The sequence below is a fragment of the Cribrihabitans neustonicus genome (genome assembly GCF_048820895.1).
In the GTDB taxonomy this organism is placed as follows: Bacteria; Pseudomonadota; Alphaproteobacteria; order Rhodobacterales; family Rhodobacteraceae; genus Cribrihabitans_A; species Cribrihabitans_A neustonicus.
Genome location: NZ_JBMERQ010000003.1, coordinates 19,671 through 42,402, shown reverse-complemented (window position 1 = coordinate 42,402; position 22,732 = coordinate 19,671). Strand labels below are relative to the sequence as shown.

The window sequence follows — 22,732 nt, the reverse complement described above, 5'->3', positions numbered from 1 at the left end:
CGCCGGCACTCTGGGCACGAGGACGCGCAGTCCCGGACCCGTATGCCACGCCCGGGCCAGCGACCGCCTTCCGCCCCGGCGCCTGGCGCCGCAAGCCTGCGCCGGCAACCCCGCGCGGGAAACAAGACCGGAGCCAATACCGGACCATAAACCAGCAAGGGAGAATTCTGATGTTCAAAACCACGCTCAAAGCCGCGGTATCGGCAACCGCCGCGCTGGCCGCCGCTCCGGCCGCCTTTGCCGCCGAGGAAATCACCGTCGCTTATTTCCTGGAATGGCCGATGCCCTTCCAATACGCCAAGGCCCAGGGCCACTACGAAGAGGCAATGGGCGTCAATATCAACTGGGTCTCGTTTGACACCGGCACCGCAATGTCCGCGGCGATGGCCTCGGGCGATGTGCAGATCGCGGTCAGCCAGGGGGTGCCGCCCTTCGTCGTGGCCACCTCCGCCGGGCAGGATCTGCAGGTGGTCGACGTGGCGGTGAGCTATTCCGACAACGACAACTGCGTGGTGGCCGAAGAACTGGAGATCGACAAGACCAGCGCGGGCGAGCTGGCGGGCAAGAAGGTCGGCGTGCCGATCGGCACCGCCGCGCATTATGGCTTCCTGTCGCAGATGGCGCATTTCGGCGTTGACGTGGGCTCGATGGAGATCGTCGACATGGCGCCCGCCGATGGTGCCGCCGCCTTTGCACAAGGCAACCTCGACATGGTCTGCGGCTGGGGCGGCGCGCTGCGCCGGATGAAGGAATACGGCAACGTGCTGCTGACCGGCGCAGAAAAGGAAGAGCTGGGAATTCTGGTCTTCGATGTCACCAGCGCGCCGTCTGCCTTTGTTGCGGGAGAGACGGAGCTCTTGTCCAAGTTCCTCAAGGTGACCGCCGAGGCCAACGCGAAATGGAACGCGGGCGACAGCAAGGACGAGATGCTGCCGGTGATCGCCAAGGACGCCGGCATGGACCTTGCCGACGCCGAGGCCACCATCGCCACCTTCACCTTCCCCTCGGTCGAGGAGCAGCTGTCGGACAAGTGGCTGGGCGGCGGCGCGCAGGAGTTCATGAAGGGTGTGGCTGATGTCTTTGTCCAGGCGGGCAGCATCGAAAGCGCGCTGGACAGCTATGAAAACGCCGTCAACACCCAGCCGCTGAGCGCCGCAAACGGCAGCTGAGGCCCGACGCCACCGCAAGGGTGCGGTCCCGTGGCGGGGCCGCCTCCGAACGGCTGCAAATTTGAAGGGATGATTATGTCAGGACTGGACATCAAGAACCTGTCCATGCGCTTCGACCTGCCCAACGGCAGCTCGGTGCAGGCGCTGAAGGATGTATCGCTGAGCCTTGAAGAGGGCGAGCTGCTGTCGGTGCTGGGCCCGTCGGGATGCGGCAAGACCACATTGCTCAATATCTTGGCGGGGTTTCTCGCTCCGACCGCAGGCACGGTAGAACTCAATGGCCATGTTGTAACCGGCCCCGACGCCGAACGCGGCATGGTGTTTCAAAAGGGCGCCCTGTTCGAATGGATGAACGTGCGCGAAAATGTCGAGTTCGGGCCCCGCATGAAGGGCACTCCTAAGGCCGAGCGGGACCGGATCTCCGACCACCTTCTCGAGATCGTGGGCCTAGGCGGCTTCAAGGACAAGGCCGTCTACGAACTGTCGGGCGGCATGCAGCAGCGGGTCGCGCTGGCGCGCTGCCTGGCCAATGAGCCGGACGTGATCCTGATGGACGAGCCCTTGGGCGCACTCGACGCGCTCACGCGGGAAAAGATGCAGGGCCTGGTGCTGAAGCTCTGGAAGGAGACCGGCAAGACCATCATCCTTATCACCCATTCAGTAGAGGAGGCGCTGCTGCTGGGCGAGCGGCTGATCGTTATGGCGCCGCGGCCCGGGCGCATCCACCGCGAATACCAGCTGCCTTTTGCGGAGCGCGGCGTGAACGCCGACCTGCGCGAAGTGAAGAAATCGGAAGGCTTTGCCGAGACAAGGGACGAGATCCTGTCGATGATCTGGGAGATGGAAGAGGAAATCATGGGCCGGACGGAGCAAGTGGCATGAACGTCCTACTGTTCTACGTGGCGCTGTTTGCGGGCGCCTTCTTCCTGGTCCGGCTGATCCGCCGCGGCATGGAGGCCCGGCATGACTTCACCAGCCTCAAGACCGTGACCTTCGGTGACGAAAGCGCCGTGCGGCCGGACCGCGCGGCCTCGGTGATCTCGGTGCTGGTGATCTTCGTGATCTGGGCCGCCTTCACCGGGTCGTCGCTGTTTCCGCTGCATGTGCCGGGGCCGTTCAGCGGCGAAACGCAGTTCACCTACACGCTGGAGAACGCGGACGGCGCCCGCGACGACGCCACCGTCCATGTGCGGGTCGCAGGCTTCGGGGAGGAAAATCCACGCTTCGAGGTGCCGCCGGGGAACGGCTTTGCCAAGGACGATGCACTGGCCGCCGCCGCTTCGCGCTCCTCGACACTGATCTTCGACCGCAACGACGAGGCCAAGCGCCAGGAAGGCGCGAAGGTCGTCGCCATCGACGGGCAGCCGATCAGTCCGGGCGGAGCAGTAGAAACCGGGGCCGGCACCGTCACCCTCACCGGCAAGGGTGCAATCAGCTTCACGCCGTCGGACGGGATGCAGATGAACCCGATCTGGCTGCCGGCGCCGGAAACCGTGGTTGCACGCTTCTTCGAGATCGCCTCCGAGGGCTATCAGAACTTCTCGCTCTGGCAGCATCTGGGCTGGTCGCTGCTGCGGGTGCTCGTCGGTTTCGTAACCGGGGCGCTGGTCGGCATACCGCTTGGCTATGCCATGGGGCTCTCAGGCTGGTTCCGCGGCTGGTTCGACCCGATCGTCGAATTCATGCGCCCCGTTCCCCCCTTGGCGCTGATCCCGCTGGTAATCATCTGGTTTGGCATCTGGGAGACCGGCAAGATCGTGCTCCTGTTCCTCGCCGCGCTCTGGATCATGACTATCGCGGCACGGGCGGGCGTCTCCGGCGTCAACATCACCAAGATCCACGCCGCCTATTCGCTGGGCGCCTCGAAATGGCAGATCATGCGCCATGTCATCATCCCTAACTCCCTGCCCGAGATCTTCACCGGTGCGCGGGTGGCGATGGGGGTCTGCTGGGGCACGGTTGTTGCGGCCGAACTGGTGGCGGCGCAGAAGGGCGCGGGCATGATGATCATTGCCGCATCGAAGTTCCAGCTCACCGACATCGTGATCATGGGCATCGTGCTGATCGGCATCATCGGCTACGGCATCGACATCCTGATGCGGAAGGCCGAGCACTGGCTGGTGCCGTGGAAAGGCCATAGCTGACCGCAATGCCCGCAGCGCGAGAGCTGCGGGCAAAACGCAGCAACCCTGCGTAGATATTATGAATTTTCAGTACCGCCGCTGGCGCCCCGGCGCGGGCAATCAACGGATATCGATGTCGCTACCGGCCGCAATCGGCGCTGGCCTCCCGGCAGCACGGCTCTATCTCTGGACTGACAGCGAAGGCCCGCCCGGCCCCAACCGGCCGGACGGTGAAACGTTCACCCAGCAAAACCTGCCTGCCCAGAGGCGGCCTGCCGGGTCGGCCTGTGCGGGACGGGCAGGAACGGAGAGCGAAAAAGTGTGCAGCGCAGACACTTCAATTCGGCGCGAATTGGGCGCGGTGCTGTTTGCCGACGTGGTCGGCTACGCCCGGCTGATGAGCTATAACGAGATCGACACCTACTCCACCCTGAAATCGCTGCTGGTCGAACTGGAAAGCGCCTGCGAGGAGCATTCTGGCCACGTTGTCTCGATCCGCGGCGACGGGGTGATGGCGCTGTTCGGCAAGGCCGCGGATGCGGTGCGCTTCGGCGTCGAGCTGCACCGCATCGCCGCCCGCAGCAATGAAAGCCGCCCGCCGGCCCAGCACATCCGCTTCCGCGCCGGAGTGCACCTGGGCGAGATTCTGAAGGACGACCGCGGCATTCACGGCGACAACGTCAATATCGCAGCGCGGCTGCAGGAAATCGCCGAACCCGGCCGCGTTTTCGTGAGCGAGGCAGTCTACGAGCAGATCCGCGAAAAGCTGCGCTTCGGGTACGAGTTCCTCGGGGCGCAGGCGCTCAAGAACATCGCCCGCCCAGTGCCCACATATTGCGTCCGCAGCGAGGTCGAGGGCGCGGCGATGGCGGCCACGGTGCGGCCCGGTGCGCTGCTCGCTGCGCCGCCCCCCCGCGAGGTGCCCTCGGTCGCGGTGCTGCCCTTCGAAAGCCTGGGCGAGGACACTGCGGACAACTGGTTCGGGGACGGGCTGACGGACGATATCATCCTTAATCTGTCGAAATTCCGGAACCTCTTCGTGATCGCACGCAACTCCGCCTTTTTTTTCAAGGCGCAGTCTATGCCGCCCCAGGAAGCCGCGCGCAAGCTGGGGGTGCGCTACGTGGCCCGCGGCAGCGTGCGGCGCCAGGGCAACCGGTTGCGTATCACTGCCGAACTGATCGACGCCGAGGCCGGACGCTCAATCTGGGGCGAGCGTTACGACCGCAGCATCAGCGACATTTTCGCGATCCAGGACGAGGTGACTGAGGCCATCGTCTCCTCCGCCGCGGTGCTGATTGAGGCGCAGGAGCGCCAGCGCATGGCGCAGGCGGTGCCCGCGGACCTTGCCGCATACGGTTTCGTGCTGCGCGGGCAGCAGTACATCTTCCGCTACACACGGCAGGACAATCGCGCGGCGCAATCTCTGTACCAGAAAGCGCTGAAGCGGGACGGGCAATATGCCCGCGCTTCCGCCGCGCTGTCGCGCACGCTCAATATAGACTGGCGCTATTCCTGGGCACCCGATGCCGACCACGCGCTGGACACGGCGCTGGAGTACGCCCAACGCGCCGTGGATCTCGACCCGACCGATGCGCGCGGCTTTGGCGAACTGGGGTTTGTGCACCTCTACAGGAAGGACCATGAAGCCGCGCTCAGCGCCTACCAGCGGGCGCTGGCGCTCAATCCGAACGACGCCGATCTGCGCTCGGACTATGCCGACGCGCTGGCCCATTCCGGCGACAATGAGGCCGCGATCAGCCATCTGCAGCAAGCAATGCGGCTCAACCCCTATTTCCCCGACCAGTACCTGTGGCACCTGGGCGGGGCCTACTACAACCTTGGCCAATATGACGCGGTAATTGCCACGCTGAACCGGATGAATAACCCGACCGAGGGCCAGCGCATGCTTGCGGCGAGCTATGCCCAGCTTGGCCAGATCGACAAGGCACGGGAAATGGCGCGCAGGCACCGCGCGGCACATCCGAATTTCTCGCTCGAACGCTGGGCGCAGGTGCAGCCTGACAAGCTGCCGGAGGATACCGAACGCTTTGTCGAAGGACTGAAGAAAGCGGGCTTTTAGAAACGGCACCCCGGTTTCCTCGCCCCGATCCGCGGTGGCGGCCGGATCAGTCGCTGCCGCGGGCCTTGGCGCCGCTTACTTTCGCGCCGCTCACCTTCGCGCCGCTGACCTTCGCACCACTGACCTTGGCGCCGCTCACCTTGGCGCCGCTGATGCCCGGCCCGGGGCTTCCGAAATAGACATCCAGCAGCACCTGCTCCAGCATGCCGGTCATTACGTCCATGCGGATGGTGTAATCCGCCTTGTCGTAATCCCAGACCCGGATGCCGTCAGCGACCTGATACTCCGCCGAGGCCACGCCCGAGTCCGACGGATCGAGCGGCGCCCGCGAAAACGCGCCGCTGCGGGTGTAGGCCTTTTTACCTTTGCCATGGACCATGAATACCGTGGGTTCCGGCAGCTCGTAGTAGCTGCCCTCATAAGCAAAGCCGTAGATCCGCGCCAGCACCGCATTTCCGGCGATCTGATCCTCCAGAAGCCGGTTCTTGCCCAGCGCCCGGCGTTTGCGCACCTGCTTGAATTTCTGCTTGTCCCCGCCAAGCTTGCGGGTCTGCAGCCAGAAGCCCTTCTGCGGCCCGCGCTCAACCTTGACGACGGTTTTCTTGGGGTATCTCTGCTGATCCTCCCAGGGGTTCCCCGGCCCGCCGCCGACCGTGTAAAGCCCGTTGTTCTTCTCGTCTTTCTGCCCTGTGAGCAGGATCTTGTCGCCGGGCGCCACCGCCTGTTCACTAACCTTCAACCCCTGCAGGCTGCCGATATGTTCGGCACTGCCCGCCTGAGCCACTGGCAGGTCCGCTTCCCCGCCGGCAATTTCGAGATCTTCCACAACACGCCCAAACAGAAGCACTTCAGAAAAACTGAGTAAGGATTCGGCCACCGTACTCACTCCGTGGCTAAAGGAACACAAACATACTAACGGGCTGTCCCCTGCCGCACCCCGGGCTGCAATTGCCGCGGCGGGAAAAACCTATTCCTAAAAAATGCCACAAAAACGGGCATAAAACAAAGGTTATTGCAAACACCTACTCCGGCACGCGGACGCGCACCGAATGCGCGTGGCTGTCCTCCCCCCCGTCCGCCAGCCGCGGGCCGGGCCGTACCAGGCCGATCTCGCGCATCCGGAAATTGCCTTCGATGATGCTTGCAAAGGCGCCCCCGGTGATCTCGCGATCCACGTGAAGCAAGGCCTCCTCCACCGCGGCATAGCTGAGACAGTCCGCCTCCAGCAGCTGCCAGGCCCCGGCCAGGTAGGAGCCCATGAAGTCGCGGGCCTCGATCAGGGCAATACGGAAGCCCTCGGGGTCAAGGGCATAACGCGCATCGAACTGCGCCTGCATTACCGCGCCATACTCCGGGCTGCCTTCCAAGTGGTCAGAGAGGTCCTCCATCTCCGGCGTGATCAGCCCGTGCACCAGCAGGCGTTCGTGGAAGATATCGACCAGGATATCGAACAGCGCCCCGGTCAGCGGTTCCGACAGCGCATGCTCGCTGCTCCAGCCGCCAGCGAACTCCGACAGCACCCTGGTATTGGCCGCCATGCGGATCTGCGCGTTTTCGGACAGTTCGGCAAAGCGGTTCAGCTGGTTGAAGGTATAGAGATTGCCCCGGGTCTGCTCCAAGAGCACCTCGATCACCGAGCCGAAATGCAGCGCCGCCAATAGCGACACCATGTCGGCGGCGGATTCGTGGAAACCGTAATATTCGCCTGGAGCCGTCTCCTCGCTGGGCATGCCGACGACGCTGTAGATTATCGCATGGCCGATCTCATGCGCGACCACGTCGAAGTTGAGGCTGTAGGGCCGGTATTCGCCGCCATGTTCATGGCTGCCGCCGGTCTCCAGGAAGCCCCAGCCGATGTGGGCATTGTCCAGTCCCGGCAGCAGCGACAGCTCCAGCCGGTCGAAATCGCGGGCAAAATGCCAGGGAAGCTCATGCCCGAAATAGAATTCCCAGACGTCCAGGGTGAAATGCGCCGACGCGAATAGATGCGCGGCCTCAAAGCCGGGATCGTCCGGGGTGACATGCAGGAAGTGCCCTTCTGCATCGGGAGCGGCGGCCGGGCCCCGCGGGCCGCCCCAGGGCGGCAGGTACATCTGCGGCCCGGCGGGGCCTGCGATTAGCGCACCGTATGGCACTGTCTTGCCCAGGGGATCGACCGCATACATGCGCGGGTCCGACGGCCCCGGCCCGACCGTGCCCGGGGGCGCAGAGATTTCGATCAGCTCCAGCACTGGCTCTTCCGTCAGAAAGGGGGATTGGGGGAACAGAAGGAAGCGGGTGCCCGGGGCCTCGCCGCCGCTCTCGTCGCTCATGTCTCTCCCCCTCCCTGCTGCCCGGCTCAGCCGCTGCTCCGGGCCGCCTGCCCGGCTTGAAACTGGCGGAAGCGGTACTCTTCCGCAATCAGCCGGCAAAGCGCGTCCCGGCTCGCCATTCCCAATCCGGCAGCATAGGCGCCGATGTCCGGCGGCAAATCCATGTCCCAGAGCTCCTCGAAGAACCAGAGCAACAGGCTTTGCTGACCGGCCGGATCAAAAGAGGGTTCTTCACCAGTGCCGCGGACCGCCTGCCGCTTGGCCTCCGCCCGCGCCGCCAAGGCCGGATAGCCGCCCGACAGCCGCAGCTCCGCCAGCAGATGCGGGCCGAGCTCCGCGCCGGCCTCTGCTCCCATCTGTGCCGCCTGCGCCGAGCCGCGCAGCAGGTCCTCGTAACTGGCCGCGTCCAGCCCGTTCTCCGACAGCCAGCGCTGCAGGTCCTGGCGCCGCAGCAGCCCCGCGGCTGCCCGGTGGCGCGCCATTTCCTCAAGCAGCGCCGTGCGGCCGGGCTCCGCGCGCCGCGCAGCGCGGCCTGTCCCGGCAAAGAAACGCAGGCAGGCGCGCGGTAAAAGCGCAGCGTAGCGCGGCGGATCAAGGCGCAATTCATCCAGCACCGCCTGTTCGCCCGCGCCCGGAACCTGGTCCGCCATCCGCCGTGTCAAGCCCTGCCACGCCAGGGTGCGTTCCATCCGCTCGGCTGGCGGTGAGAAAGCCGGGGCTTGCTCCAGGTGTGCCGCCATCTGCGCGAGCATTTCACAAGCGTCGCGGGCCTTGGCATCAATGCGCCCGGCAGGCAGCCAATCGGAAAGCCGGGAGACCTCCGCCCCATCGCCCGCGGCTGCCAGGATCCGCTCCCATCGGCGCTCCTTGTAGAACAGCGCTTTGGCCGCACCGCACAGCTCCGCCGCTGCCTCCGCGGACAGCACCCCCGCCCTGCAGGCCGCGTCGAGAGTGGCGCGCACCGTTACCATCGGCTCGCTCAACGGCGGGAAGCCCAGCGCTTCGGGGCCGTGCAGGAGCGCGACCTCGTCATCATCACTAAGCGCCCCGCTTGCATAAGCTTCGTAGATGGCCCCCACGCCTATCATCCCGAAATGGTCCAGCTCGGCGGCCCGGAGCGCGCCCATGCTGGCACTGCCGAAGACGGCGATGCCCTGTTCCAGCGCCCAGAGGATTTCCTTGTGCCAGACCGAGGGCACACCGTCGAAATAGCCATCGATCAGGCCGATGGCCGTCGCCCCCTCACAGGCGGCGCGATAGATGTCGCCCTGGCGCGCTGGCGGGCGCACCTCTGCCGCCACCAGATTGCGCACCCGCCCCGCCGCGAGCGTGGGGCCGCAGAAAACAACCGCGCTCACGCCGCCGCCCCGGCCCGGAGCGCGCGCGCACCGGGGAGGAAGTCCGGATCGTCATGCGGCGCCTCCAGCCCCGGGATCACCGCCCGCACGACGGCAATGCCGATCTCCCCCCGCGACAGATCCGCCATAAGCACCTGGCCGAACCCCGCCGCCCTTAGCTGTGCAAGCAGCCAGCCGAGGTCTTCCTCGAAGGTCTGGCTTTGCCAATTGGGCGCCTCCTCGAACCGCGCCGCGGCCTCGCTGCCGCGGATCAGCCCACGCACATAGCCTGCCCGGCGGGCCATCGCCGCATCGGTGAAATCCGCCGGATCCAGATCGTCGCGCGCTCCCGAGACATAGGTCAGCCGGGTCTGCGCCGCTTCGCTCAAAGCGCGCAGCAGCGCGATGCCCCGGTCCGGATGGCAGCCATCGCCGATGCCGATGTGGCCGGACCGCCCGCCGCCCTCGCAGATCATGCAGTGAAAGCAGGCAACGCCGGTATCGGTGGTCATGTCCCAGATCCCGGCCTCTACCCCCGCTGCGGCGAGCCGGGACAGCACCCCGGCGCAGGCCTGATCGCTCACCGTCGCAGGATCGAGCCGGGGCCCAGGCGGCGCCTGGTGCCAGAGAGTTGCAGCGTCGCGCTCTACCAGTTCGCAGATGGCATGGCAGGCGGCCTCGAGATAGCCGTTGCCGGAGGCCAGCCCATTGGTGCTGCGCGGAAACGCTCCCTGCCCTCCCGCGGGCGGACCGGTGTAATCAGTGTCAAGCAGTTCCGAGGGCACCCAGCAGGGCGTGCGGCTGTTCAGCTCCTGCACCCGGGTCCAGAGTATGGCACGCTGCGGATCGAAACTGCCGCCCTGCACCCGCGGCAGGCGGGCGGTATCAGCCACCGGGCCCTCCTTTGCCAGGTCCGCAGCGCGGGCGCAGCGTTGCGGCAGGCTGATCCGCTCGGCATGCCAGCTCTCTGCCGCTTCCATCACGGCGGACGCCTGCGCAGCCGCAAGCGTCAGCCCCTTGCCCAGCGAAACCGCAACTGAGCGGGAATTGGGCCGCGCGGCCATCACAACCGGCAGGCCGATCCGGTCCAGCCCAGTCAGGTTGGCGATCCGGGTGATGCCCATGCGGGCGAAATGCGGCCTGACCTTCTCCAGCGTCCGCGCGGGGCCGCGCAGCCGGTGGGTGCCGTGCAGGTAATTCTTCCGCGATGCGGCGCACATGCGGCGGGCCTCACGTTCGTTCTGCGTTTAGTCCGGATGTCTGGGAGTCCGGTCTTCGCTCCTTCAAACCATGCTGGCTAGTTCCGGAGGGAATCTGCCACGGGCCAGCAAAGGCGCCCGCGCGGCACGGTCCGCCCGTCAAGGATGATTGATCCACTTGCGCCGGTCAACTATGCGCTGCACTGCCCGGAGGCCGGGTCACGCGGTTTCCGTCTCTTCCTCTTTCAGATGCAGGGTGAAGTGAATGGCCGTGCCCTCGCCGGGCTGGGGGTCACACCAGATGCTGCCATTGTGGCGCTTGGCGATCTTGGCGCAGGTCGCGAGGCCAAGGCCGGTCCCGGGCAGGCCGCTGGTACGCTGCAGCCGCGTGAACGGCTCGAAGATCCGCTGGCGGTACTCGACCGGCACACCGATGCCGTTGTCAGCCACGGTTATACGCACCCCGCCCTTCTCCGGCACAGCGCTGATCTGGATGCGGGGCGTGCGGCCGCCGCTGTACTTAATGGAATTGCCCACCAGGTTCTGCAGGAGCTGGGTGATCTCGGGAGGGAAGCAGCGCACCGAGAGACCGTTTGACCTACATTCAATGCGGGCGCCGGATTCCGCGATATCCTGTACCATCGTCACCCGCAGGCTTTCGACCAGGCTGTCCACCGTCACCACCTCAGCGGCGCCTTCGCTGTGCGGATTGATATGGCACGCCAGGCGCTCGATGAGGTCAGACATCCTCGCTACGGATTTCTTGATCAGCTCGAAACCGCGGGCGACATCCTTCATCTCCCCGGCGGTGTAGTCCTCCTGGATCTGACTGCTGAGGAACTGCAAGGCCCGGACCGGCGCCCGCAGATCATGCACCAGCACGTCAGAGAATAACTGGAGCTCATTCCGGTGCTCCTCGATGCGCCAGCGCATGTCGGCCACCTGCAACGCGTTCTTGACCATCCGCTCCAGCGCGCGTGCGGTGATCGCCGATTTCGGAATATAGTCGTCGGCCCCTCTAAGAATGGCACTCTTGGCGACCTCCTCGTCGCCCTGGCCGGTGATCACGAAAAGGACGAGCCGCGGCCAGGCTGCCTTGAGGTGCGCAATCAGCTCCAGCCCCGTGCTGCCGGGCAACAGGTAGTCTACGAAAGCCACGTCCACGTCGGTGTCTGTGAAACCCAAAGCCTGGCGGCCGTTTTCGGCCTCATACAGACGGGCATCGGGGTAGAGCTTTCCAAGATGCCGGCGCAGCAGTTTGCGGTCACCGGCATCGTCATCGACGATCAGAATGTTCTGCGCGGTCATCGCTGTATCCTTCTGGCATTCTTTGCGTCCTTCTGGCACCGCAAATCGGGTCCGGGCTGGCCGCACGGAACAGCCGGCGTTCCGGCAAGCCTCCCCGGCGGCGTCACTGCAATTGGCGGGCCCCGGCGGTGCCCAGCGCGAGACGGCAGTCGTGCACCACGGTTTCCACGTCATCCATAAACATCACCATGTCTTTGCAGCTGCGCTCCAGCGCAGAGAAATCCGACAGGTGCACCGGGTCCGCGCCCTCCCCGGCGCGCGCCTGCGACTTGATCACCCGCAAGCCCGCCAGCGTCCGGCTGAGCAGCACCCGGATCTCTGGCCCGCAGCCCAGCATGAAGCGTTCGAAGATGCGTTTCAGTTCCTTTTCCGAAGCGCGGCTGCTGGAGAGCTGGCCGTAGAGCGCGCGCCGTTCGATCGCGGAGGTCACCGACTTGATCAGCGCGTCCACTGTCAGCTGCTCCTTCACGATGTAGTCGGCGCAGCCCTTGCGCATCGCCTCCACCGCGATCTGGTAGCTGGTGGCGCTGGTGAGCATGATCGGCACCGCCTGTACCTGATCCTCATGCGTGACCAGGATCTTCAGCGCATCAAGGCCGGTGTCCATTCCGAGGTTATGGTCGAGAAACACCAGATCGAAGAACTCGTCCTCCAGTTTCTGGCGCATCTCCTGAAGGTTGGCGGCCTCGTGGAAATCGATTTGCAGACCAGCGCTGCGGCAGATCTTGCGCAGGCGCATCCGGTCGATTTCATCGTCGTCCACCGAAAGGACGTTCAGCAGCAGCGGACGCTGCTGCCCGCCAGCCGGATATTCAGGCATTTGCATATTCGACATAACTTCACCCCGTAAACTTCACCACATCTTCGCCCGCGCCCGCACAAAGGCGCGAGATGCAGGACCGCATGACGCAGCCGCCGCAAAGATACTGAAGTTTCGGGGGATCAGCGTTAACGAAACCTGAGCACGGGCGGTGTTTAGGGTTTTTTTAACGCTGGCGAAGCGGCCGGCAGCGATTTTTCACGGGCCGCTTGCGCATTCCGCAGGCGCGCAGGTGCTGTTGCGGCAGCATCAAGCCACATTGGCGAGGACCGCGGCTGCAGCGGGCAGGAAGCATCGTACCCCCGTAGGTTCCATGTTCCGGGGGGCTTCGGACCGGAGGGGAAAATAGCAGTGGGCGCCACCACGGTCTGCCGCACCGGGCGCAGGATTTGGGAAGGGAAGACCGGCTTTCGCGGAACTGGCAGCACGTTACGGTGGATCACCGGACCGATTGGCCTCCCGAGAGGATGGCCGGCCTACCATCGCACAGCCTGCGGCCGAGCCGTCCGTAAGCAACGCGTCTTTCAGTGCTGAAATCCGGTTCATGGCGGCCAGCGGCGAAGCAGCCGGCGAGGGCGCGGCATCTGCACTCTGGCGCTCGACGCCCAATTCGCCCGGGCAGCGATGCTGGTGCTGAGCCCGCTGATAGGCAATGCGGTAAAGCGCGCGGCGCCGGCGCGGCTGTGAATGCCCTGGAACAGCCGGAACCAGCCTCCAGCGCGCAGAAAAACCGCCGTGCGCGGGAACTCGCAGGCCTGTCAGCGGGTTTCTAAGGCATGATTTCAGGTTCTGCAGCGAGGAAAGCAATATGCACAGCATCTTCTACATCATTGGCGTGGTCGTGGTGGTCCTCGCCCTGCTCAACTTTATTGCGTGATTACAGGAGACTGAACAATGCCTGAACAGGACAAGATCAAATCCGCCGCCAATGAAGCCGCCGAGACGGCCAAGGCGATGGCGCAGGACGCTGTGGAAACCGCCCGGAACGAAGCGCAGGCGCGTGCCGATGCCGCTAAGGAAGGGGTGGCAAAGGATGTGAAATCCGTCGCTTCCGCCCTCCGCGATGCCTCTGAGGAAATGCGCTCCGGCACCCCGCAAGAGCGGGCAGTTGGCCAGATCGCCGGCACTCTTGCCGATGTATCAGACGCGATCCGGGATCAGGATCTCGGCGACATGGTTAACTCGATGTCGTCCTTCGCGCGGAAGAATCCCGTGATGTTCCTCAGCAGTGCCGCGCTTCTGGGCTTTGCTGCGGCCCGGTTTGCCAAGGCATCCGACAGTGGCCAGCCCGGCGGCAGTGGCTCCCAAGGCAGCAGCTACGGAAGCCACGGCGGATACGGAGCCCAGGGAAGTACCGCGGGCAGTGCCCAGTCCAGCAGCTACGGCACCCAGGGCGGCAGCCAGTCAATGAGCGCAGCCGCGCCAGGCAGCGCCCAGACCGCTTCCCGGCAATCCGGCACGCCGGCGCCGGCCATTAACAGAGGAGAGAACTGATGCGTGAGACAGACGGCTCCGGCGGCCCCAGCGCCGCAAATATCCTGACCGATGCACTGAACAATATCAGCTCGCTGATCCGCAACGAGCTGGCCTTGGCCCGTGCCGAAGTCAGCGACAACATTAACCGGGCTGCAATAGCGCTCGGCATGATCGTTGGCGCCGTAGTGATCGCCCTCGTTGCGCTGAACGTGCTCGCGGCCGCGCTCGTGGCAGGTCTTACCGAAGCGGGCATTGATGCCGGCTGGTCGGCACTGATTGTCGGAGTACTCTTCGGCGTGATCGCCTTTGCTATGGCCGCCAAGGGCACAAACGATCTGAAACTCTCCAGTCTCGCGCCGACGCGCACCGCAGAAAACGTGAAGCGCGACGCCCAAACCCTCAAGGAGACGTACAATGACAAGTGACAACCGTTCCCCCCAGGAGATTGAACGCGAGATCGAACGGGACCGGGCGCAACTCTCCAGCAATCTGGAGCATCTCCAGGACCGGTTTTCGGTGGATGGCGTCGTGCGGCAGGTGACCGATCAGCTGCGTGAGCACGGCGGCGAGCTGGGCCAGGCAATCACCCGCACGGTGAAGGAAAATCCGGCCGCCGTGGCGCTGACCGGGATCGGGCTGGCTTGGATGATCTTTGGCGGCGGCCCCAAGACGCGCGGGGCTGACGATTACCGCAGCTACCGCGGCCGCATGTCGAGTGGCCGCCAAGGCGGCAGTTACCTTGAAGACGACGAATTGCAAACCCGCCAAACCTACCGCGGCAGCCGTCCGATCCCGCGTCCCGACCCGCGCTTCAAGGGCGGCTCCGTGGGCGTACCGGCCTGGGCACTGGAAGATGAGGACGACGAGAGCCTCTCGGACCGTGCCGCTGCCAACGCCGCCGCTGCCCGCGACAGCGTGACCGGCGCGGTAGGGGCCGCCCGTGACAAGACCGCCGCCGCAGGTTCCGCCGTAGCCGACAAGGCATCCGACGCCTCGTCCGCCATCAAAGGCAAGGCAGCCGAGGCCGGAGCGGCCGCGAAGGGCCACGCCTCCGCCGCCGCGGAGTCGGTTTCGGCGGCCGCGCAATCGGCGCGTGAGAGGGCTGCCCGTATGCGCGCCCGCCTCTCCGAGGGGACCGAGAATCTCTCGGAAGCAGCGCGGGAGCGGGTGATTGCCGCCCGCGAGGCCGCAGTTGACGCGCGCCGCCGCGCTGCTTCGGCCATGTCGGCTCACTCCGAGCGGGCCAGCGATTTCTTCGAGCGGCAGCCGCTGGTCGCCGGTGCACTGGCGCTGGCCGTGGGCGCCGCGATTGGCGGGGCGCTGCCGCGGAGCCGCAAAGAGGATGAGCTGATGGGCGCCCACAGCGACGAGCTGATCGCCCGTGCCGAAGCCATCCTGCGCGAAGAGAAGGAGAAAGCCCTTGCCGTGGCCGAAGCCGCCAAGGACGAGGCCCGCGACATCGCTAAGGAAAAGCGCGAGGAGCTGGACAGCGGCGCGCCGGGCGACAAATCCGCAGGCGAAGCCGTGGCCGACGAGGCCAAGAAGGCCGGCAAGCGTGTGGCCGATGCAGCCAGCAAGAAGGCTGACGAGAAAAATCTCGGCAAACTGTCGTCCTGAGCCCGAACAATGGAGGCTGGCGGTTATGCCGCCAGCCTCCCTGCCAACTAACCAAGGGGGGAAGCGCCATGGCCCGCGGCCGCCACGCAGAAGCTCCGCAGCAGATCCCGCCGAAAGGCTGGAAAGACATCGCGCTGCGGGTGAAAGACGAGATCACCAGCGACCACGTGAGCCTGATTGCCGCCGGCGTTGCCTTCTACGGGTTACTCGCCCTGTTCCCCGCTATTACCGCGCTCCTCGCCATCGGCGGGCTGCTCATTGAGCCGCAGCAGATCGTCGATCAGATCTCCAAGCTCTCGGGATTGGTGCCTCAGGAGGTGATGACAATCATCACTGACCAGGCCACAGCGGTTGCAGGCTCGCGCGAGGGCGGGCTGGGGCTGACCGCGGTCGTGGGTATCCTGATCGCCATCTACTCTGCCTCCAAGGGGATGAACAGCCTGATCGAAGGCATGAATGTCGCTTATGACGAAGACGAAAAGCGCGGCTTTTTTATGAAGACCTTCGTAACACTGGCGCTGACGCTGTTTCTGATCATCGGGCTGTTGTTCGGTTTGGTGGCGACAATTGCCGTGCCGTCGGCGCTAGCCTTGCTGGATGCCGGCCCGGTCGTTGAGACCCTGGGAACGCTCGCGGTCTGGGCGGTCCTGGTGGTGATGACAATGGCCGGGCTGGCGGTTCTCTACCGCTATGGCCCGTCGCGCGACAAGCCAGAGTTCCAATGGGTCTCTGTCGGGGCCATCGCGGCCTGCGTTCTGTGGATCATCGGCTCTGCCGGATTTGCCTTCTACGTCGCTAATTTCGGCTCCTACAACGAAAGCTTTGGCACGCTTGCAGGGGCCGTAGTGCTGTTGATGTGGTTCTGGATCTCCGCGTTCATCGTCCTGCTTGGCGCCGAACTGAATTCGGAGATGGAAGCGCAGACTGCAACGGACACCACCGTAGGTCCGGACGAGCCGATGGGGCAGCGCGGCGCGGTTAAAGCTGATAGACTGGGCGAGCCCAAGGACGCTTGATCTGCGCCCTAATGAGCCACGGCGACAGGAGGATGTTTACCATGGCGATATGCTTCGCTCTTTCCCTCCATCAGGGTACTCCCGCGAGTTTCGCCGGACGGGACGGCAGCCAATGACCGCCCCGCGCCCTGCCCCGGATGCGGGCAGCGCTCCGGCAATCCAGAAGGGGCTGCGCTTTGCAGTGCTGGGCATTTTTATCCTCCTGCTGATCCACACTTTGGTTTGGGCCAACGATTTCCTGATCCCTGTGACGGCTGCCTTCCTTGGCTTTTTCGTCCTGAACCGCCCCCGACGCTGGCTTGACCGGCTGGGGGTGCCGCCGATGCTCGCCGCGGCAATATTCACGGTCCTGATGGTAGCCGCCGTGGGTTTTGCGCTCCTGCGCTTCAGCGAGCCGGTTTCGCGCTTCATTTCCGATTTGCCCGGCGTCGTGGAGGAAATCGATGCCAAGCTTTCCACCCGCGGCGGCCCGCTCGAAGCCGTGGACAAAGCTGCCAAGGCAACCGCGGAGATCCTCGATCCCAAGCCTGAGGGGGCAGAGGAAACTGTTGAGGTGGAAGTCGTCTCTGACAACAGCGTCGCTGCGCTGGTTGCCACTCTGGCGCCCGCGCTCCTTGGCAAAATCGCGTTCGCGATCCTACTGCTGTTCTTCCTGCTGGCCTCTGGCGACATGTTTCTGCGCAAAACGGTGCAAAGCATCGGCCACTTCCGCGACAAGCGCCGGGCGGTAGAAATCGTGCACCATATTGAGGATCGGCTGGGGCGCTACCTGGGCGGCATCTGCGCAATCAACGCAGGTCTCGGCGTCTTCGTGGCCGCTGCGATGATGGCATGGGGGATGCCCAACCCGCTGATGATTGGCACCATGGCCTTCCTGTTCAACTTTGTGCCCTATATTGGGGCGCTTCTCGGTGCCACAATCGCCGGCATCCTGGCCTTCGTTTCGATCGAGGGCATCTGGCCCGCCGCCGGGGTCTGGCTCACATACATGGCGCTAACCTCAATCGAAGGCCAGCTGGTGACCCCTATGCTGATTTCACGGCGGCTGCACTTGAACACCACCGTGGTGTTTCTCAGCGTCGCTTTTTTCGCTTGGATCTGGTCGATCATGGGCATGGTGGTAGCGCTGCCCATCCTGACCGTCATCAAGATTGCCTGCGACGAGATTGACGGGCTGCAAACAGTGGCTATGTTTCTTGGCGATGACCAGGAGGCGGAGCCGCCGCCGGAACGGGAAAAGGAAAGCGGCGGCTAGACAGTCAGCCTGCAGTGATGCGCCGGGCGGCGCCTTCGGCCCAGTTTACCGCAGTGGCGCCAAAGCAATCGTGCAGCGAATCCACCGCGACCGCGCTGCCTTTGGCCATCCGGCCCAGCACAGATAACCCCGCCACCGGTTCCCCTGCGCGGCTGAGGGCCTGGCCGCCCTCCCCGGTCGCGGCGCCCAGCCCCTCGTCAACCGGGTGCAAGAGGCCAGCCGCCAGTAGTTCCTGCAACAGCGGCTCCCGGGTGCGGGCGATTGCCGGGGCAGCGAGCACCGCATCAACCATCACCTCCGCTGTGATCTCGTCTGCCCCCTCGGCCAGCTGCCAGCCGTGCGGCACAAGGCGCACATCCGGGTCCTCCACCGCACGCAGATCAGCGATGCCTGCGCGGATCAGCGCCAGAAGCTCCTCCGCCGCGCTCACCGGCGGGCCGTATGCATAGGGCATCAGCCTGCCATCGAAACCCGCAACTGCCTTGGCGGTTTCCCTCTCCGGGTCGCTGGCGGCAAAGACCTCGCGGAAACTTTCCAGCCAGTTTTGCCACAATTGCGCCGCGGCATAGCCGGGCGACGGCGGCGTATCTCCGCGCGCCATCGCGATAGTGTCTTCGAGAAATTCTGCCACCGGAGCGCTACCGCGCCCGGCCGGCGTGTCCTGCCCGTCGCACAGCCAGCCGCGGATTTCGGCAGGGGTGCTCCGACCGGCCAAAATGCGTTCGAGCGGGGCTTGCAATGCCTCGCATATCAGGTCCAGCGCAGGACCCGGTGCCAGTGAAAGCGCCTTCTCCAGGTTCTGTTCGAAAACCCTTGTTTCCTCTGCCAAAGGCCTGAAGAGGTCGTCGACCGCTGCCGTTGCAGGCTTCGGCGCAGGTGGCTGGCCATCGAGCGAGAACGGGCAGATGCGGGCGGGCTCGCGGCCCGACCGCAGATAGCCTTGCTCCGTGAAACGCCCTCCCAGACCTTGCGTGAGCATCCGCAGCACGTCGAACGCGGAGAGCCCCAGCCCGCGCACCGCGACCACCTTGCCCTGCCAGGATTCCGCTGCCGCCAGCAGCCGGGATGCCGGATATGCGGAGAGCAGTGCCGCGCCGGTCTCGCGGGCGTGAGCCTGCCAGCGCGCGAGCTGCCCGTCGGCTTCACTCTCCGGTTGGCCCAGGGTAAGCAGCACCTCGTCATAGGGCCCGAACTCGGCGCCGGCCGCCGCTGCCATCCAGCCGCCGGCCCCGCCGTCAGCCGGCATCAGCCGGGTCACACGATGGTCATGGAGAGAGAGCCGGAAGTTCCCGGGCAAATGCGCGCGAAGATGCGCAAACCGGTCGGCAAAGTACGCCCCGATGCGGGCCCGCGGCAGGAAGGCATCCGGGTCGCGTTCATCCTCGGGCAAACATTCGGCGAAGTCGCGAAAGGCGCTGCCGCAGTGCTCCGCCCGGGGCAGCCAAAGGCCGCGCAGCGGCAGATTCAAAGGGCAGAGCGGGCTTTGGTCCGGATCGTAATTCGGCCCCGCACCAGGCGCTGGCCCAGGTTCGAAAATGTCTATGGAGAGATCCGCAGCCTGGCCATGCAGCTGCTTCAGAAGCGCTTCCAGGGCGCCGAGGCCGCGCGGGCCGAACCCGGCAATGGCAATTCTGTAGGACAAAGGCGTCTCCTGCCTGCTTCGGGGCCGGTGGTCGCGCGGCTGGGCCGGGCGCCCGCCAATTGGTAGCGGATCAAGCGCGCTGGGTCTATGGCCGCGCGAAAACACCCCGGCCGATGTCCTCAGCCGGGGTGGGATGCGCCCGCGTTGGGCGGGTTTTCTGAAGGCGCCTCAGGCGGCTTTGGCCCTTGGCTCCGAACTGGCAGCCTCACCCGAGTTCACCAGCGCCTCGTGCAGCGCCTTAATGGCAGCATTCAGATTGCCGCGAGGGATCACGAACTGCACGTCCACGTTGCGCGGCGTCTGGTGCGCGGCAATTACCTCGATACCCGCCGCCTCCAGCGCAAGAAGTCCGCGGCCCAGCACGCCGAGCCCGCTGAGGTCGCGCCCGATGGCAGAGACGATAGCGGCCGAGCGCACCGGCACATGTGCGGAGGGATAGCGGGTGAGCAGGTCCTGCTCCACCCGGCGCACAGTCTTAAGCGGCGCGTCCACGTAGTGGGTGATGGTGTTCGCGTTCGAAGTTTTCGAGACGATCCGCACCTTGTGGCGCTGCAGCGCATCGAGGATCGCGGCGTCGTAGCCCTTGACCCCGACCATATCCTGCTCGAACAGTTCCAGCGCGATGACCGGCAGACCGGTGACAATCTCCACACCCGGGCGCTCCGCCGGGCTGTCGTCGATCAGCGTTCCCGGGTCTTCGGGGTCGAACGCGTTGGTCACCCGCAGTGGCACGTCGGCCTGGCGCAGGGTCTTGGCGGCTTTCGGGTGGATTGCCTCCATCCCCATGTTCGAGAGTTGGTCGGCCACGTCATAGTTGCTGTGGCCAAGCTTGCAGACCGCGCCGCTGCCGACCAGATTGGGGTCGGCGGAGGAGAGGTGGAATTCCTTGTGAATGATCGCCTCCCGCGCGCCGGTGCAGGCGGCGATATTGGCAAAGGTCACTTCGGAGTAGCCTCGGTCGAACTCGCGCATCAGCCCTTCGGTGCATTGCGCATAACCGGTGACGATGGGCAGCTCGCGGCTGAGATCGATGCCGTCCAGCCCTGCGGTGATGCGCTCTTCCAGGCTGTGCTCCGCCTCATCGCGCCAGCCGCTGAGGTCCACGAAACGGGCGTCCACCCCGGCCCGCTGCAGCAAAAGCGCGGTCACAAAGGCCGAATGCGCCTCGCCCAGGCCGGACAGCAGCTCGCGGATCACCATCATGTGGCTCGACAGGCGGAAGTGCCCGTAGGAGCACAGCCGCTGCAAGTCGAACAGGCAGCTGCGGGCACCTTCGATACGCTCGCGCACGAATTCATCCGCCATTGCCAGGTCGCCGGCATGCTCCAGCACCTCGCTGTGCGCCTTGCCCATGGCCTCGGCCACGCGGCTCAGCGCGTCGAGCCAGCCGTGATCATCCTCGCTGCTCGCAAACAGCGCATAGACTCCGGGCGCGCCGGATTTCTTGTGTTCCAGCAGAAGGTTGGTGATGCCGGCAAACGCCGACACCACGAATATGCGATGATAGGGATCGGCGGCCTTGCCGCCGCCCAGGAACAGCGTGTCGCGCAACTCGCGCACGCGGCTCATGGAGGTACCCCCGATCTTTTCGACGGTATGGGTCTCAGTTGTCACGGAATGAATCCCCCCGGATCTAGCCGGGGCCTCCTGTTCAGCTGTCTTCCAGAGCGTAGGAACCGTCCGCCTGATGGACTTCCTTGCCGGTCACCGGCGGGTTGAAGCAGCAGGCCATCACCAGTTCCTCCTCGGCGCGCAGGATGTGGCGGTCGTGCTTGTCGAGCGCATACATCACGCCGGGGGTGATCACATGGGTCTCGCCGGTGGCGAGATCGGTGATCGAGCCGGAGCCCTGCACGCAGTAGACGCTTTCGAAGTGGTTCTTGTACTCGAACTCATGCTCTGAGCCCGCCTCCAGAAAGGTGATATGGAACGAAAAGCCCATGCCGTCGTCGGCCAGCAGCATACGGACCGAGGTCCACTTGGCATCCGACACAACGCGTTCGCGCTCGGTTTCGATGATCTTGTTGAAATCTCTGACAATCATGGTGTTACTCCGCAGCCTGTTTGGTGGCCGTCATGGCGCCGCGCACAGCGTCGGCGAGGATGGACAGACCCTTGGTGAATACTTCTTCGGGGGTGGTAAGGGGGGCAAGCACCTTGACCACTTCGTCCTCAGGGCCGGAGGTTTCGATGATCAGGCCCATCTCGAAAGCCCGGCTGCAGATATCGCTGGCAAGCTCGCCCGAGCCCACGTCGATGCCCTGCATCAGCCCGCGGCCCTTGAGGCGCGCGCCGGGGATCATCGCGGCGGTGTCGGCCAGCGCTGCGGACAGCACGTCGGCTTTCACCGCCAGCTCCTCGCGGAAGGTGCCGTCAGCCCAGAATTTCTCGATCGCAACGCGGCCGGTCACGAAGGCATGAGTGTTGCCGCGGAAGGTGCCGTTGTGCTCGGCCGGGCCGAAGACATCGTGCTGCTCCCGCACCAGCATCAGGGCCATCGGAAGGCCGTAGCCGGAGACCGACTTCGCCATTGTGACGATGTCGGGCATCACACCCATTTCCTCGAAGGAGAAGAACCCGCCGCAGCGGCCGCAGCCGGCCTGCACGTCGTCGATGATCAGCAGCGCGCCATGCGCCTTGGCGATCTCCGCCACCCGGCGCACCCACTCAGGGCGCGCGGCGTTGAGACCGCCCTCGCCCTGCACAGTTTCCAGCAGGATCGCCGCCGGAGCATCGACGCCGCCGGACTTGTCGGAGAGCATCTTCTCCAGGTAGTCGGCAGTATCCATGCCGCCGCCGAAGTAGCCGTCGAAGGGCATCCGGGTCACGCCGCTCAGCGTCACGCCGGCCGCGCCGCGGTGGTAGCTGTTGGCGCTGGTGGCAAGCGCGCCGAGCGTCACGCCGTGAAATCCATTGGTGAAGGAAATCACGTTCTGGCGCCCGGTCACCTTGCGGGCCAGCTTCAGTGCTGCTTCGACCGCGTTGGCGCCGGTCGGGCCAGTGAACATGATTTTGTGATCCATGCCGCGCGGCTTGAGGATGTGGGTCTCGAAAGCCCTCAGGAAATCCGCCTTGGTGTCGGTGTGCAGGTCGAGACCATGCGCCAGGCCATCGCTGCTGATGTGGTCAACCAGCGCGGCCTTCATGTCGGGGTCGTTGTGGCCGTAGTTCAGAGACGCGCAGCCCGCGAGAAAGTCGATGTAGGTATCACCCTTGGCATCGGTCAACTCGGAGCCCTTGGCGCTGGTAAAGACGGTATTGAAGCTCCGGCAGTAGCTGCGGGCCTCGGATTCACGGCGTTTGAAAATGGCAACATTGCCGGTGTCGGACATCGGGGAGGTCATAAAATCACCTTTGATTTGGGGGATAAGGCTG

Annotated in this window: 19 protein-coding genes; 9 read left to right on the top strand and 10 right to left on the bottom strand. The window is 65.1% G+C overall.

What is annotated here, in order from left to right; all coding sequences use genetic code 11:
- The first annotated feature begins 170 nt into the window (after positions 1-170).
- The 4 genes from ACOHWE_RS09660 (at position 171) to ACOHWE_RS09645 (ending at position 5,375) form a co-directional block, all read left to right on the top strand.
- Positions 171-1,169: a taurine ABC transporter substrate-binding protein gene (locus ACOHWE_RS09660; protein WP_420665992.1), complete on the top strand. Its 999-nt coding sequence runs from the start codon at positions 171-173 to the stop codon at positions 1,167-1,169.
- A 75-nt stretch (positions 1,170-1,244) separates the two neighbouring features.
- Complete coding sequence (locus tag ACOHWE_RS09655) at positions 1,245-2,051, top strand: taurine ABC transporter ATP-binding protein (RefSeq protein ID WP_420665991.1); 807 nt, start codon at positions 1,245-1,247, stop codon at positions 2,049-2,051.
- Positions 2,048-3,313, top strand: a complete 1,266-nt coding sequence (locus ACOHWE_RS09650) for an ABC transporter permease (RefSeq protein ID WP_420665990.1) — start codon at positions 2,048-2,050, stop codon at positions 3,311-3,313. The genes ACOHWE_RS09655 and ACOHWE_RS09650 overlap by 4 nt, the downstream gene beginning before the upstream one ends.
- Positions 3,314-3,611: 298 nt before the next feature.
- Entirely contained in the window at positions 3,612-5,375 is a 1,764-nt protein-coding gene (locus ACOHWE_RS09645; RefSeq protein WP_420665989.1) for a tetratricopeptide repeat protein, read from the top strand.
- Positions 5,376-5,421: 46 nt separating this feature from the next.
- Here ACOHWE_RS09645 and ACOHWE_RS09640 read toward each other — a convergent pair whose 3' ends face one another.
- The 6 genes from ACOHWE_RS09640 to ACOHWE_RS09615 all read right to left on the bottom strand — a co-directional run bounded on the left by ACOHWE_RS09640 (position 5,422) and on the right by ACOHWE_RS09615 (position 12,351).
- Positions 5,422-6,201, bottom strand: coding sequence for a hypothetical protein (locus ACOHWE_RS09640; protein WP_420665988.1), 780 nt, complete (start codon positions 6,199-6,201; stop codon positions 5,422-5,424).
- 196 nt (positions 6,202-6,397) lie between these two features.
- Positions 6,398-7,687, bottom strand: a complete 1,290-nt coding sequence (locus tag ACOHWE_RS09635; RefSeq protein WP_420665987.1) for a gluzincin family metallopeptidase — start codon at positions 7,685-7,687, stop codon at positions 6,398-6,400.
- A 26-nt stretch (positions 7,688-7,713) separates the two neighbouring features.
- A complete protein-coding gene (locus tag ACOHWE_RS09630; RefSeq protein ID WP_420665986.1) occupies positions 7,714-9,045 on the bottom strand; it encodes a TfuA-like protein in 1,332 nt (443 codons plus the stop codon).
- Complete coding sequence (locus ACOHWE_RS09625) at positions 9,042-10,244, bottom strand: YcaO-like family protein (protein WP_420665984.1); 1,203 nt, start codon at positions 10,242-10,244, stop codon at positions 9,042-9,044. Before ACOHWE_RS09625 ends, ACOHWE_RS09630 begins: the two co-directional genes overlap by 4 nt.
- 198 nt (positions 10,245-10,442) lie before the next feature.
- The gene (locus tag ACOHWE_RS09620; RefSeq protein ID WP_420665982.1) at positions 10,443-11,531 is read right to left on the bottom strand and encodes a sensor histidine kinase; all 1,089 of its coding nucleotides are present in this window, start codon (positions 11,529-11,531) and stop codon (positions 10,443-10,445) included.
- Positions 11,532-11,634: 103 nt separating this feature from the next.
- Positions 11,635-12,351 (bottom strand): response regulator, encoded by a 717-nt coding sequence (locus tag ACOHWE_RS09615; protein WP_420665980.1) that lies wholly within the window; start codon positions 12,349-12,351, stop codon positions 11,635-11,637.
- Positions 12,352-13,245: 894 nt separating this feature from the next.
- Between ACOHWE_RS09615 and ACOHWE_RS09610 the strand changes: the two genes are divergently transcribed.
- From ACOHWE_RS09610 to ACOHWE_RS09590, 5 genes are all read left to right on the top strand, one after another.
- Positions 13,246-13,845, top strand: a complete 600-nt coding sequence (locus ACOHWE_RS09610) for a hypothetical protein (protein ID WP_420665979.1) — start codon at positions 13,246-13,248, stop codon at positions 13,843-13,845.
- Positions 13,845-14,252: a phage holin family protein gene (locus ACOHWE_RS09605; RefSeq protein WP_420665978.1), complete on the top strand. Its 408-nt coding sequence runs from the start codon at positions 13,845-13,847 to the stop codon at positions 14,250-14,252. The genes ACOHWE_RS09610 and ACOHWE_RS09605 overlap by 1 nt, the downstream gene beginning before the upstream one ends.
- Positions 14,242-15,444, top strand: coding sequence for a DUF3618 domain-containing protein (locus tag ACOHWE_RS09600; RefSeq protein WP_420665976.1), 1,203 nt, complete (start codon positions 14,242-14,244; stop codon positions 15,442-15,444). Before ACOHWE_RS09605 ends, ACOHWE_RS09600 begins: the two co-directional genes overlap by 11 nt.
- 68 nt (positions 15,445-15,512) lie before the next feature.
- On the top strand, positions 15,513-16,460 hold the full coding sequence (locus ACOHWE_RS09595) for a YihY/virulence factor BrkB family protein (RefSeq protein WP_420665975.1): 948 nt from the start codon (positions 15,513-15,515) through the stop codon (positions 16,458-16,460).
- A gap of 112 nt (positions 16,461-16,572) precedes the next feature.
- Positions 16,573-17,715, top strand: a complete 1,143-nt coding sequence (locus ACOHWE_RS09590) for an AI-2E family transporter (RefSeq protein ID WP_420665974.1) — start codon at positions 16,573-16,575, stop codon at positions 17,713-17,715.
- Positions 17,716-17,719: 4 nt separating this feature from the next.
- On the opposite strand, the gene ACOHWE_RS09585 is transcribed toward ACOHWE_RS09590, so the two are convergent.
- From ACOHWE_RS09585 to ectB, 4 genes are all read right to left on the bottom strand, one after another.
- Positions 17,720-19,357 (bottom strand): FAD/NAD(P)-binding protein, encoded by a 1,638-nt coding sequence (locus ACOHWE_RS09585; RefSeq protein WP_420665973.1) that lies wholly within the window; start codon positions 19,355-19,357, stop codon positions 17,720-17,722.
- Positions 19,358-19,525: 168 nt separating this feature from the next.
- A complete protein-coding gene (locus ACOHWE_RS09580) occupies positions 19,526-20,971 on the bottom strand; it encodes an aspartate kinase (RefSeq protein ID WP_420665972.1) in 1,446 nt (481 codons plus the stop codon).
- 37 nt (positions 20,972-21,008) lie between these two features.
- Positions 21,009-21,401 carry an ectoine synthase gene (locus ACOHWE_RS09575; RefSeq protein WP_420665971.1) on the bottom strand — a complete coding sequence of 131 codons (393 nt, stop codon included), beginning with the start codon at positions 21,399-21,401 and terminating at the stop codon, positions 21,009-21,011.
- A gap of 4 nt (positions 21,402-21,405) precedes the next feature.
- Complete coding sequence (gene ectB, locus ACOHWE_RS09570; protein WP_420665969.1) at positions 21,406-22,701, bottom strand: diaminobutyrate--2-oxoglutarate transaminase; 1,296 nt, start codon at positions 22,699-22,701, stop codon at positions 21,406-21,408.
- Positions 22,702-22,732: the final 31 nt, after the last annotated feature.

What these genes read in the sequence shown, in the direction of transcription:
- ACOHWE_RS09605 (WP_420665978.1), top strand. Translation starts at nt 13,845, where the DNA reads ATGCGTGAGACAGACGGCTCCGGCGGCCCCAGCGCCGCAAATATCCTG.
- ACOHWE_RS09595 (WP_420665975.1), top strand. Translation starts at nt 15,513, where the DNA reads ATGGCCCGCGGCCGCCACGCAGAAGCTCCGCAGCAGATCCCGCCGAAA.
- ACOHWE_RS09635 (WP_420665987.1), bottom strand. Translation starts at nt 7,687, where the DNA reads ATGAGCGACGAGAGCGGCGGCGAGGCCCCGGGCACCCGCTTCCTTCTG.
- ACOHWE_RS09650 (WP_420665990.1), top strand. Translation starts at nt 2,048, where the DNA reads ATGAACGTCCTACTGTTCTACGTGGCGCTGTTTGCGGGCGCCTTCTTC.
- ACOHWE_RS09575 (WP_420665971.1), bottom strand. Translation starts at nt 21,401, where the DNA reads ATGATTGTCAGAGATTTCAACAAGATCATCGAAACCGAGCGCGAACGC.
- ACOHWE_RS09600 (WP_420665976.1), top strand. Translation starts at nt 14,242, where the DNA reads ATGACAAGTGACAACCGTTCCCCCCAGGAGATTGAACGCGAGATCGAA.
- ACOHWE_RS09660 (WP_420665992.1), top strand. Translation starts at nt 171, where the DNA reads ATGTTCAAAACCACGCTCAAAGCCGCGGTATCGGCAACCGCCGCGCTG.
- ACOHWE_RS09610 (WP_420665979.1), top strand. Translation starts at nt 13,246, where the DNA reads ATGCCTGAACAGGACAAGATCAAATCCGCCGCCAATGAAGCCGCCGAG.
- ectB (WP_420665969.1), bottom strand. Translation starts at nt 22,701, where the DNA reads ATGACCTCCCCGATGTCCGACACCGGCAATGTTGCCATTTTCAAACGC.
- ACOHWE_RS09615 (WP_420665980.1), bottom strand. Translation starts at nt 12,351, where the DNA reads ATGCCTGAATATCCGGCTGGCGGGCAGCAGCGTCCGCTGCTGCTGAAC.
- ACOHWE_RS09590 (WP_420665974.1), top strand. Translation starts at nt 16,573, where the DNA reads ATGACCGCCCCGCGCCCTGCCCCGGATGCGGGCAGCGCTCCGGCAATC.
- ACOHWE_RS09655 (WP_420665991.1), top strand. Translation starts at nt 1,245, where the DNA reads ATGTCAGGACTGGACATCAAGAACCTGTCCATGCGCTTCGACCTGCCC.
- ACOHWE_RS09625 (WP_420665984.1), bottom strand. Translation starts at nt 10,244, where the DNA reads ATGTGCGCCGCATCGCGGAAGAATTACCTGCACGGCACCCACCGGCTG.
- ACOHWE_RS09620 (WP_420665982.1), bottom strand. Translation starts at nt 11,531, where the DNA reads ATGACCGCGCAGAACATTCTGATCGTCGATGACGATGCCGGTGACCGC.